The 13,100-nt window shown below is 36.2% G+C and carries 4 protein-coding genes; all 4 read left to right on the forward strand.

The genetic code is table 11. From position 1 onward, the window contains the following. Positions 1–2 precede the first annotated feature (2 nt). Positions 3–3,218 (forward strand): hypothetical protein, encoded by a 3,216-nt coding sequence (locus tag Q0845_RS08660; protein WP_298511790.1) that lies wholly within the window; start codon positions 3–5, stop codon positions 3,216–3,218. Continuing rightward, a complete protein-coding gene (locus Q0845_RS08665) occupies positions 3,212–6,043 on the forward strand; it encodes a hypothetical protein (RefSeq protein WP_298511792.1) in 2,832 nt (943 codons plus the stop codon). The genes Q0845_RS08660 and Q0845_RS08665 overlap by 7 nt, the downstream gene beginning before the upstream one ends. A gap of 103 nt (positions 6,044–6,146) precedes the next feature. Continuing rightward, positions 6,147–11,366 carry a hypothetical protein gene (locus Q0845_RS08670; protein ID WP_298511794.1) on the forward strand — a complete coding sequence of 1,740 codons (5,220 nt, stop codon included), beginning with the start codon at positions 6,147–6,149 and terminating at the stop codon, positions 11,364–11,366. A 1-nt stretch (position 11,367) separates the two neighbouring features. Beyond that, the gene (locus Q0845_RS08675) at positions 11,368–13,092 is read left to right on the forward strand and encodes a contractile injection system tape measure protein (RefSeq protein ID WP_298511796.1); all 1,725 of its coding nucleotides are present in this window, start codon (positions 11,368–11,370) and stop codon (positions 13,090–13,092) included. The last annotated feature ends 8 nt before the right edge of the window (positions 13,093–13,100 follow it).

A 13,100-nucleotide genomic window follows, 5' to 3' on the forward strand; every position in this document is an offset into this window, starting at 1 on the left:
TCATGAGCGATTGTACAGAAAATACACTAATAAAGTTACGCGAAGGCACTACGCAGCAAGAGCGTTACCTTTCTTTGCTCGATCCTGAGAATGTAAAACTCATGGGATTCGAAGTAAAAGATTGGATGAACTTTGCGGAAGAGTTTTCGAAGCACGTACAATTATTCGACCAAAAAAATTACAAAACTCCAAGCGGAACTTGGGAACCGTTTCACAATGCTTCTGAGGAAATTAAAGAAGTTATTGAAACCTATACAGAAGGAGACATTACGCCACAATTGGCATTATTTATAGCGTTCTTAAAACTATTAAACAAGAGCAAAGAACGATTCAATCAAATTACACAACGTCATCTTGATTTTTACTACAAAGAAGTATTACAACTCAAGAAAAACGACGAAAAAGCAGATCATGCATACATCATTTTTGAATTAGCTAAAAACGCAAACGAACAACATTTAGATAAAGAAACGCAGGTAGATGCTGGAAAAGATAGTAATGGAAATACGATTCATTACAAACTGGAAGACGAAATTGTAATCAACAAAGCTACCATTGCAAAGTTGCGCAATACCTATGCTTATCAAGACGAATCAAATTGGCATGCTTCTGACATTGCAGATTCTGCCGATGGAGAAGGAGGAGAAGCTGAAGATGGAGGAAAATCTTGGTTGCCTTTTGGTGATGATAAACGCAATTTGGCGAAAAAAGGATTCTCGCTCAGTGCACCATCATTACTACTATCAGAAGGTGTTAGAACCATTACAATCAACGCAGCATTTACGTCATTGCCAAGTGGAGAAGAATTACGCAACATCTTAAAAATAGAACATACAGGAGAAAAAGGTTGGGTAGCACTTCCGTTTACGGCCGTTACAAAAGCACAAACACTCACCAATGCTGTAGAAATTGTTATTGAACTGACTGAAGACGATGAAAAAATAACAAACTACGATGCAGAAATACACGAAGGTGCTTACAACACAGCACATCCAATTGTACGTGTGTTATTCTCGCAAGAAGATACTTCGGAAGATACCTACGATACCTACTTATTGCTAGCAAATGCCGTATTAAAGGAAATTACAATTACAACGACAGGATCTTATGCTGAAAACCTAACCATAAAAAACGATCTTGGAAAGGTAAAAACAGACAATCCATTTTATCCATTTGGAATTCAAGCAAAAAAACGTGCCAGTCTTAAAGTATCTTCTGATGAATGGATTGGAAAACGTATCAGTGATATCGAATTGACTTTAAGTTGGAAAGATCGTCCAGATAGTTTCCAAAAGCATTATCAACAATACATCAAAGAATATATTGAACTAAAACCAACAGAAACGTTCAAAGTTGTTTACGATGAAATCAAGGATGAAACAAGAACAGCTACAAAATTAGTAACAGGAATTGATGGAGAAAATCGTTTCAAAGTAGATGCAACTTATATTGGAAAAGTAAAAACACGCACAGAAAGTGTGGCAGATGCAGTAGCAAAAGAAGAAGCCGATGAAGCAGAAGCTGCACGCAGAAGAAAGTTAAAAGAAATAGCAGATCGCGAAAGAAGAAGCAGACGTAGTAGAGATCGAAGATGGTACGGAAGAAGAGATAAAAGATCAAAAAGACATACCGAAGAAGAATCGCGCGCAATGCGTCACACACATTCTGATGATAAAACGACGAGTGGTGGTACAGATGCAGCAGCAGCAACGACAGCTTCAGGCGGATTAGGACAACGTATGTTTAACGGATTTTCAAGTGTAACATTCAAGAATTTTTTACCGACAAACGCAACATACGTACCTAAAAAGACAGACGATCATTTTATAAAATTGTCTTTACAAAACAGTTTTTTACACGATGCGTTTCCAAAAATATATACCTATCATGCCTTAAACGAATTGGCATTACCAAATGCGGCGTATACACCATTTGCGGAAGATCTATCAGTAAAAATTACAACGGTAGAAAAAATTGGAGCGACTAAAAATGAAGTTCAATTATACCACGAATTGCCTTTCGGAATCAACAAAGTAAAACGTTCTAACCTATCACTAATGGCCTTGCCAGAAGATGGAGGACAATTATATATTGGAATAGACAAAGCTATACCAGATCAAAACATACAACTGTTATGTCAAATAGAAGAAGGTTCTGAAAATCCAGATGCGATTGAAACCTATAGCAAAGCAACCGTTATTTGGCAATACTTACACAACAATACATGGAATAACCTAAAGCCAGCATATTTACTCAAAGACCAAACGGACAATTTTTTAAAAGCTGGATTGGTAGCCTTTACAGTGCCAAAGCAATTTGGAGACAATACGCTCTTTGCAGAAGATTATTTATGGATTCGCGCTACGATTTCCAAACCTTATGATACGGTATCAAAATTTACAAACATTCATGCGCAAGCAGTAGAAGTTAAATTTGTAAATAAAGAAAATACCCTAGAACATTTGGAAAAAGGAATGCCAGCCGAAACCATTTCCAAACTAGAAGACCGTTTGGCAACTGTAAAAAAAGTAACGCAACCGTATGCTTCTTTTGATGGTTTTCCAAAAGAAAGTGACTTGGATTTTTATCGAAGAGTTAGCGAACGATTACGTCATAAAAACAGAGCCATTACACTTTGGGATTATGAACACCTCGTACTCCAAGAGTTTAATTATTTACACAAAATCAAATGTCTTAATCACAGTACAAGCACTAGCTTTAAAGCTCCAGGAGAAGTATTATTGGTTGCCATTCCAAACATCATCGATCAAAATGTATATGACATATACAAGCCGAAATTGAGCCAAACGAAACTCAATGCTATCGAAACCTACATTAACGAGCTAAACACTTTGCATGTAAAAGCAAAAGTAGTGTCGCCAGTATATGAACCCGTTAAAATTATGTTAGATGCACGATTCTATGAAGGATTAGACGCTAATTTCTATGCGAAAAAACTAAAAGAAGACCTAGCACAATACTTGTCACCTTGGGCATTTGACAAAAATCAACCGATCTCGTTCGGAAATGCACTATACGCAAGTGAAGTCATCTTTTACATTGAAAATTTAGACTATGTAGACTATATAAAAGATTTCAAAATGTTGCACGATGGAGACGAAAAAGATGAAATCATACCAACAGATCAAAAAAGTATATTAACCTCAGTAGTGCCAGAAACACACGCTGTTAACGCTATTACAACTGTAGAATGTTAAACGTAGACGAACATATCACCATACCGAGCAATGTAAGCTATCAAAACGACTTGGATTTTCAACATCTAAGAGATGCGGGACAGCAATACATTGAAAATCTCAGTCGAAAAATCTGGACAGATTACAACATCACAGATCCAGGAATTACGATCATGGAATTGTTATGCTATGCCATTACAGATTTAGGATTGCGCATGGATCAGCCAATTGAAAATTTGGTAGCATCCGAAGAAGATAACTTCGAAAAAATGCACGAGCAATTCAAATCGGCTAAAAACATTTTAACCTGCAGACCTGTAACAGCTTTAGATTACAGAAAATTATTCATCGATATCAAAGGTGTAAAAAACTGTTGGTTAGCAATTCACGCATTACCACTGCATGCAGAATGTAATGAAGAAAATCCGCGCATCAGTTTCGAACCATTTGTAGGTTCAGCATACACTACAGAAACCATCAATATCAAAGGATTATACACCATTTTAGTCGATTTTGATGATGATGAGGAATATATAGAAGAAGACATTATTGCTGCCATCTTTACAAAATATCATGAAAACAGAAACCTTTGTGAAGACTTAGTAGAGGTAAAAAAGATATCAAAACAATGCATTCGTGTATGTGCAGAAGTTCAATTGGAAAATGATGCAAATGAAGAAAAAGTACACGCTACCATTAATTGGGAAGTAGGGCAGTATCTATCACCAAGTGTAAAAGCAAACTCGCTGACAGAAATGTTAGATAGCGGGCTTTCGCCAGATGAAATATTTGAAGGTCCAATCTTAGAAAATGGTTTCTTAACGCCAGAAGCATTACAAAAGTCAGAGCTGCGAACGCAAGTACGCTTATCAGACATCATGAACATCATCATGAAAATTGAGGGCGTAAAACTAATAGAAGACATCAGTATTGACAATTGTCCGCCAAAAATAAACGGTGAAGATGGCGATTGCAATCAAAACATAACAGCAAAAAGTGATCCTTGGCTCATTTGTGTAGAACCAAATCACTTGCCAATACTTTGCGATCAAAGTACATTCAAATACAAAAAAGGCTTCTTGCCAGTTGGATTGAACCAAGAAATGGTTGCACAATTCACAGAAGAATTAGAAGCAGAAGAAAAAGCAAGTACAGAAAAATCATTTGACGATTTACCAATGCCATTAGGTGTGTACAGTCAAATCAAATACAATACGGTACAACATCATTTGCCAGAAAACTACGGAATTTCTAAATACGGATTGTCCAATACAGTGGCAGACGAACGCAAAGTACATGCAAAACAATTGCAAGGATATTTGCTCTTTTTTGATCAAATATTAAGTACATATTTCTCGCATTTAGAACATGTAAAAACACTTTTAGCAGCAGATGAAAACTTGCAACAAACGTATTTTTTCAAAGCGGTAGAAGGCATCAACGGAATAGAAACATTGCTTGACAACTATTCAAAGTATCAAAACAATGTAGAAAGTATCATTGACAAATTGGAAGATTTCAACGAGCGCAGAAATGAACTCTTAAATCACTTAATTGCGCGTTTTGCAGAAGTTTTTGAAGACTACACCAACACGATGCACAAACTCTTTGGGAAAGACAAAGACAGTGTGGAAGCAAACATCATCAGTACAAAAAACAGATTCATCAAAGAGTATGACAAAATCAGTTCGGAACGTGGATTGGCTTTCAATTACAGAGGTGCAGAACAATGGGATACAGAAAATGTATCAGGGTTTCAAAAACGAATTGCACTCTTATCTGGATTAGACGATTATTCTCGACGCGATTTATTCAATGATCATATCAGTATAGAAACATTGAAACGTGATACCGAAAAAGATGGCGTTCATTTCGAATACCGATGGTTAATTAAAAGTGATTCGAAAGTATTTCTATCATCGCAAAAAGACTTTGTATCAAAACAACAAGCAATCAACGAGTTGTTGGAAGTATTGAAATTGGCAACCAATCAAAACAATTACGTATTACGCCAAACGGAAACAAAATCGCAACGATACTATATCGCATTAGTGGATGAAGAAGGAGAAGTTGTTGGAAGACAGTACAATCACTACTATGCTACGCTAGAAACGGCTCAGGAAAGACTAGGAGAAACCATTGCATACATCAATAGTTTAGTATTTGATGAAGGGTTTTACTTAATAGAAAACATTTTAACCTTACCATATCACACCAAAAAAATAGACGATTTAAATGACTGCTTGCCTTTATGTTTAGATGGATGTAATACCTGTAAAAAAATAGATCCATTCTCGTATCAAGTAACCATTATATTTCCAGGTTATACGCCGCGATTCTCTAATATTGATTTCCGCATTTTCATGGAAGATTTAATTCGTAGAGAATTACCAGCACACATATTACCACGTATTTGTTGGGTAGGACACATTGACGGCGCATTGACACGTGTAGAAAAGATAGAAGTTATAACCAATCCAACTGATGGTATACCAAACATGGAAATTATTGCGGAACCCGTAGAAGTAGCATCCGAAATAGAAGCTGCAGAAGCATCCGTATTTGAAATAGCAGAAGAACTCACGGAGGCCGATTTATACCAAATTATTGACAATGATGAAGACTATGACATGAAGCACATTCAAAAAGCCTGGAAACAATTTTTAGAATCTAAAAAAGAAGCACCAGACTATATGGCATCGCACAAAACAACCAAAGCATTACTCTGCGCGATCAACCAAATGAACACTATTTACGCCACAGGAACACTACATGATTGTAATGACGATGACGGCGAAAATAAAAACAGAATCATACTTAACAGAAGCGCGTTAGGCTCACTGTAAGTAGTATAAATTATATACTAGGTATTAGGTATTGGCTGTAAGGTCTTAGGACTCACCAAAAAACCAAGACCCAAGATCCAAAACCAGTAAAAAATAAACAGAGATGAAAACAATAGAGAAAAGAGAACCGTATTTACACACCTTGAACACACGCGGCAATATCTATGAAGAATTTTTGCCAGATCAAGTTTTAACACATAAAAATCTAAATAAAGTTGTAAATTACTTCGAAGATCAAGATCGGTTAGGTCGTGTGTACTTAATTGGTGTTGGAGTTGGATGCGGATTAAACATTGTTTCATACTCAAATTCATACATAGAAATTGGTCAAGGTGTCGGTGTAACGACCGATGGCGACATTATAAAATCAGAAACACGTAGATTTCACTACTATTCGGTACTGACTGATAGAGCGTCTTACGAACTATTTGATGGACTACAGGTATATGAGATCTACGAACAAGAGGGAGCGGGACGCCCAAACGGCGAGCTTCCGCTCTCCTCTTTTACAAGTAATGAATCCGGTGCGCTCAAAGATTATATTTTAGTTGCATATGTAGAAGATTACACAGAAGATGAAGGTTTGTGTGGAGGTTCAGGTTGTGATGAAACAGGGAATAAAGTATACAGCAATCTAAAGTTTCTCTTAGTTCATAAAAGTAATAAAAGTGCGCTTGTTGCTGAGGATACCATATACAACAGTCACGATGTACTCTCGTACTATGACACACTTCCTGAATTGTGTATGCCACGTTTATTACTGACTAAAGACAATACAACTTCCGGAATCTCTATTCACGATCAGTTTACCACAAGCTTTTCACTAAAAACAGATTTATACAACGGAATTACTACGATTATTGATCGTTTCAGTCATCGTATCAACTTTGCAAAATTTGGAGTTACCATTCCACAAATCACAGCCTATTTTGATGATATTTTTGTAGTTCAGGATGAACCATACATTCAATACAAATACGATTTATTAAAAGACTTAATAGATACCTATCGTGAAATTAGAGACTTAATACTATTCACTCGTTTTGAATGTGTAGCCAACATAAATGCGTTTCCAAAACACTTACTCTTAGGAACACTAGAAGAAGCAACACGTTTACAAACACGCCACGAATTTTATCCTTCACCGACAGTTTCTGAAAATGATGAAAATTTAATGGCAATCAGAGCGTTGTGTATCAAATTTTTCAATCAATTAAAAGAATACAGAATACCAAACACAAGTTCGGCTGCCATCAAAATAACGCCATCAAAGAATTACGAATTCAAACTCAGTGAGCGTTCCATTCCGTACTATTACGAAACAAAAAATTCGCTGATTTCCAACTGGAATCCATTGGCGATTCAATTGCGAAAACTAAAAAAGCATTTAGGATATCATGTAGCAAACCTACAGAACATTCCATGTGTGCAAAAACCATTAGAATACAGTCATTTAGACAAAGATTTTTATCGAATTGAAGGACATATTGGAAAAGATTTCCGTTCTGCATTGCGTAAAATCAACAGTCTAAAAGCAAAATATAACTTAGCATTTGATGTAAAAACAGTTAGTATCGGATTTCCTGTAAACAAAGTTTCTTTGGAAGATGATACCTGCAATACAAAAGATTATTCCATCTTACTACAAACATGGGAACAAGAATTTTGCTGTGTAGCAGAAAGCGCGACGGAATTCTTTTCAAAATATCAATTTGACGATTTAGGAAACAACGATACTAGCACTTCCATCTACGCGCTTGCTACCCAAGATCAGCAGCAAGTATTACAATTACTAGGAAGAAGAAGCGCTACGGGAGAAACAACGAATCCAGAAAAAATAGAAGGAAGAACCATCAATACAAATGTAGATGCGTTAGAAGTAGACGCTGGACAACGAACGGAATCAGCTCGCTACAGTCAATCACTTCAATATGCCATTGATGAAGCATACTCGTATGTAGGAACGCAAAATGTGGCAGGATTATACCTAGCTACTGTAGCTTTAGGAATCATCGATCAAGCACAAGGAACGGTAGATAGAGGAAGCGATTATTTCTTCTACACGGAAGCGCCAATCAAAATCATTGCAGGATTAGCAGATATCAAGCGTAACTTCTTAAAATCATTGGATGAAGTGTATGTTACTGAAAAATGGACAGCACTCAACAATGCTATTGACGGACTATGCACGCATGTTGATCAAGTATTATTTGCCATATCAGAAGCTACAGACGACGCTACGTATGGAACAAAGACGCATGATAAAATGTATGAATTCTTTATCTATGAATTGTCTAAAATCTGTTGTCTAAAAGAAAAATTAGCGTGGCTAAAAGCGCAAATAGATGAAATAAGAGACAATCTATACAGAGAACTCATTTTATCAAGACTCATAGAAAAACATCCAGGAATTGAACACATGGCAGGTGTACCAAAAGGAGGAACATTCTTAATGGTATATCTTGGGGGAACAGAAGAATTACTAGAAGATGAAACCAGATTAAGTCAGTTTAATGGAATTGTACAATTTGACTTTGCATTACCATACATGTGCTGTTCAGACTGTCCGCCAGAAACCATTGTGTACAATGCGGAACCAGACATTACACTGACCATTTCAAAAACAAAATACTGTTTACCAACAGACGAAGGACAAGTAGACTTTATCATCGGTCCAGCGGATGGCATTATAACTTCTCCACAAGGAGATGCATTCATTGTGGCAACAGACTCAGGGTACGCTTTTGATCCTACAGCAGTGCCAGACGATTTATTAGGGCAACCGTTAACGTTCTTAGTAAATGGAACAACACCATTAGTACCATTAGAACTTTGTGTATTCAAATTGCCTACAGATATTACGCCAAGCGTAGAATTTTTATCGTGGGATGAAACAGGAATCAACTTAGATTTATTGCTAAGTCACGATTTAGACACACAAACCTATTATTCATACATTTGGAATCGTGCTGACGGATCAGAAATAGCAATTACAAAAGAGGTCATAGCAGCATTCTTTGCAAATCCGGGAGACACTTTCCAGGAAACGTTTACGGTAACAATCAGTATCACAGGAAATCCAGTGCCATGTACCGTAACAACTGATTTAGAATTAGATTTCTCAAGACCTGTAGGCAACAGTGTAACGGTACCGCCAATTATCTGTCACCGACTCATAGAAACAACGCCTGCGTGGACACAAATTATCATAACACCTTCTGATGCAACATTAACGTCTCCAGAAGATGCTTCGCCAAGCTTTATAGAACAAAACAATGATGGAAACTACTTCATTGATCCAGCAAAAGTACTAAATGAACTAGCAGGTAATCCAATTACATTTGCTATAAATGGAGAAATTGTAGATGGCGTATCAACACGTGTCGCTAAATTGCCAAGTACTATAAATACAGACATACCAACTTTTGATGTGATAGCATGGGATGAAACAGGTGTGAATATAAATATTAGAGCTGAACACACATTCCAATCAGAAAACTATATTCAATATCGTTGGATTGATTTAAACAATGATAACACAGAAATTGGAACTACAAGAAACCTCCCGAATTTTAGAATTGAAAACGGAGGAGAAGCCACAGTAACCGTAAATTACAGACTTGTGATGAGTGTTATTGGGTTGGAAGATTCTTGTACAGAAACGTTCAATATTAATTTTACGATTAACAGACCTAGTCTAGAAATACCACGAGGTATTTGTTTCGGACAATCGATAGAATTAGGTGTAAACGCAGGTGATGTAGTCACTACTTCATTAAGCAATAACGTAATAGAAAACAATGATGGGATCATTACTTTTGAATCAGGATTTGTATTAGACGCAGATATAGATCAAGAAATACAAATTTTTATAAACGGCTCGCCAGTAGGAATAACAAGAGTATACAAACTTCCAACAGATGGCAATATTGATAGAGGTTATCAATTGGATCGTTGGGATGGAGGTGATTTAATCATAGATCTTGGACATGATATACGAATACCAAATATCGCTAATCCTGAAAACTATTTAGAAGCAAAATGGTTTGATGAAAATGGAAACCCAATCGCAACCACTACAAATCATAGAATTCTTGCAGGTGGAAATGACGTAAACTTAACATATACAATAGTTATTTGTGTACAATCTAGCTTAATGGATGCAGATCCTTGTGAAACAATTCCAATTAATGTGACAATTAGTGAAGACGCACCAACACCAGATCTACCAACCGATTTAGGTTTACTAGATAGATATTGTTGGAAAGAAGGAGATCCTGCATTCAGCATTCCTATTGCTGTATCACCAACCGATTTTGTGATTACGTCACCACAAGTAGGAACTAGTATATTAAGACAAAATGCAGCTTCACATACATTCAGAGCTTCGGCAATTTCAAATACGCTCGCTGGAGAACTTATTGAATTTAGAATTGGAACAACGCCAATCGATTCAACAACAGTATACAAATTGCCAGCAGAAAATACGATTGCACATGATCGATCAAACTCACAATTTCAAAATGGAAGCTATGAATTTAGATTCAGTCATACTTTTGATGACAAAGACTATTTTGAATATGAAGTTATAGAAATACAAACAGGACAACAAATTGGTCAAGTAGCGCCAGGTGTCTTTAAAATATCTGCAGACAATTCTGTTAATGTAAGATGTAGTGTTAGAATATCTATTCCAAATTTATGTACAACAGAAGTTGTTACTGTAACGGTTTCTGATATAAGGCTCACCGAACCAACAGAACCAACAGAACCTACAAATCCAACAACAGGCTTTAGAACACTCAATTGTGGGACGCCTTATGTTGACAGGTTGAACGAATTAGGAGTAAATACGGGCATACAAGACTTAGAAAACAAATTCTTCTCTGAGCCATTTAGTAATGCTATTACGGGCAATGTCATAAACCCAATGAGAAATGTAGTCAAGCAAATACAAGAATCTACAGACGTAAACAATGATAGTATTGGAGCAATCAGTCAAATTAATGGATTGCGTCAAGAATTAAATAATAAATATTTGCGAAGTTCAGGATTCACGGGTGATAAAAAATCCATCTTAGAATTAGACGAACTCTTGGAAATCATGTCATTAGAATTACTGCGTTGTGTAGATGAAAATAATGCTGAATTAAGAACGATTTACAATGAAATGATTAACGTTTCCAATACTAGAGAAGCTGATTATGGAGACAATTCACGATCAAAAATCACACAAGAATATCTAGATAGTTTTGACACCAAAGATGATACATTTAAAACAACGATCAGCAATACATTTGTCAAAGGAGGAAGTGTAAGATAATATGCATACAATCCATAACATAGCGTTTGAAGTAGATGTCAACTACGACAATTCGTTGGTTTCTTGGGAACAATACTATGTCGATTTTTTTCAAGAACGATTATTGCCGCGGGTAGAACGTATGTGCGATGATTGGGATAAAAAACATCCAAATACGAGATGTATAATCGATGAAATTGATATTGATGTTGAGGTAAATGATTTAGATTTAGAAACCTTGCAAAAAGAAATCATTCAGCAAATAAGTCAACAATTAAACAGCATACAAGCGGATGGAAATAGTTCCGATGGAAACATAATAGCAACGATTACCAAAGAAGCTTCTCCGTTTGATGCTTTGATAAGTTATTTGCATGATGGAATCCTTCCGGGATACATTTCTGTAAAAGTTTTTAAAGAATGGTTGGGAACTATTATTGAGTTCACTTCCGTGGAAAAAAACAAATTAACGACACTATTTGCCAACAAAAAAGATGCTATAGAACGTATGTTGTCGCTATTGCGGAATGATTATGAGAAATTTTCAAAACTCATCGAAAGCAAGCAAGAAATCACGTCTCAATTTATAAAACTAGAAACCACATTCTTTCAACAATTCTTGAAGGTTATCTGCACGCAATTCAAACTGACTTACAAACCAGAAGAAGTTGAAATTTGGTTTAAAACTTTAGGATTTAGTAGTTCTTTGCCACAATTCTCAAAAACATTCATGCAGTTGCTTACGCCAAAAGCACAAGCGGAAAACAAACGTTTCAAACAAATTGATGAACTACAACTAACAGTATTGGTTTTACAAGCCATTACACAATATGAGCAAGGAGAAAGTATCACAATAAAGGCTTCAAAAATAGCAACAATTGTCAATGATGACAAAGGAAAAGCGGAAGCAGGCAATGTACCAACGATAACAACATCTACTAAAAACACGAGTTCCAAAGAAACAGCAAAAAACACGGAAAGTAAATCGCAAAATAGTGAGGATAAACATAAAATTCAAGAAAGCAACAACGCAGAAAAAGCAACAACAAAGGAGTTTCAAACAACGCAAAATCTAAACGACGAAGCAAAAGAACATCCAACAAAAACTACCAAAGAAACGGCTGAAACGACTGAAATAGGTAACGATCAGGCTAAGAAAGCGGCAGAGTCCAATCTCGCGAAAGCGCATTTACTACAACAAAAAGCAAAAGAGTTTTCAGAAACGACAGTAACTCGAAAATCAACGGCAAAAGATATGGCATTAACCACAGAAAAAGCAGGACTAATTTTGCTACATCCGTTCCTATTAAGGTTTTTTGAGGGTGTCGGATTGCTCTCAGAAGACAAGCAAATCACCGATATTGGCAAAGCATGTATGCTCTTACATTTCCTAGCAACCGAAACAGAAGAAGTGACAGATATTGAGTTGACACTCGAAAAAATACTTCTAGGAATTCCATTAGAAACCATCATAAACTATCAAACACCACTTACGGAAAAAGACAAAAATCTTTGTGAAGAACTGTTATTAGCAGTATTAGAACATTGGGTTGTACTCAAAAAAAGTACGATCAATACGTTGCGAGATATGTTTTTAAAGCGAGAAGGAAACCTCACTGTTTCAGAAAGCAATATAAAGCTCAAAATAGAAAGAGCAGCACAAGACATTTTACTAGAAAGAGTCCCGTGGAACATTAGTTTAATCCGCTTAAAATGGATGGAAAAAATGATGCATGTAGAATGGTAATATAACTA

This window comes from uncultured Kordia sp. (assembly GCF_947489565.1).
Classification (GTDB): domain Bacteria; phylum Bacteroidota; class Bacteroidia; order Flavobacteriales; family Flavobacteriaceae; genus Kordia.

Coding starts and splice junctions, on each gene's coding strand:
- Q0845_RS08660 (WP_298511790.1), top strand. CDS start 3: ATGAGCGATTGTACAGAAAATACACTAATAAAGTTACGCGAAGGCACT.
- Q0845_RS08675 (WP_298511796.1), top strand. CDS start 11,368: ATGCATACAATCCATAACATAGCGTTTGAAGTAGATGTCAACTACGAC.
- Q0845_RS08665 (WP_298511792.1), top strand. CDS start 3,212: ATGTTAAACGTAGACGAACATATCACCATACCGAGCAATGTAAGCTAT.
- Q0845_RS08670 (WP_298511794.1), top strand. CDS start 6,147: ATGAAAACAATAGAGAAAAGAGAACCGTATTTACACACCTTGAACACA.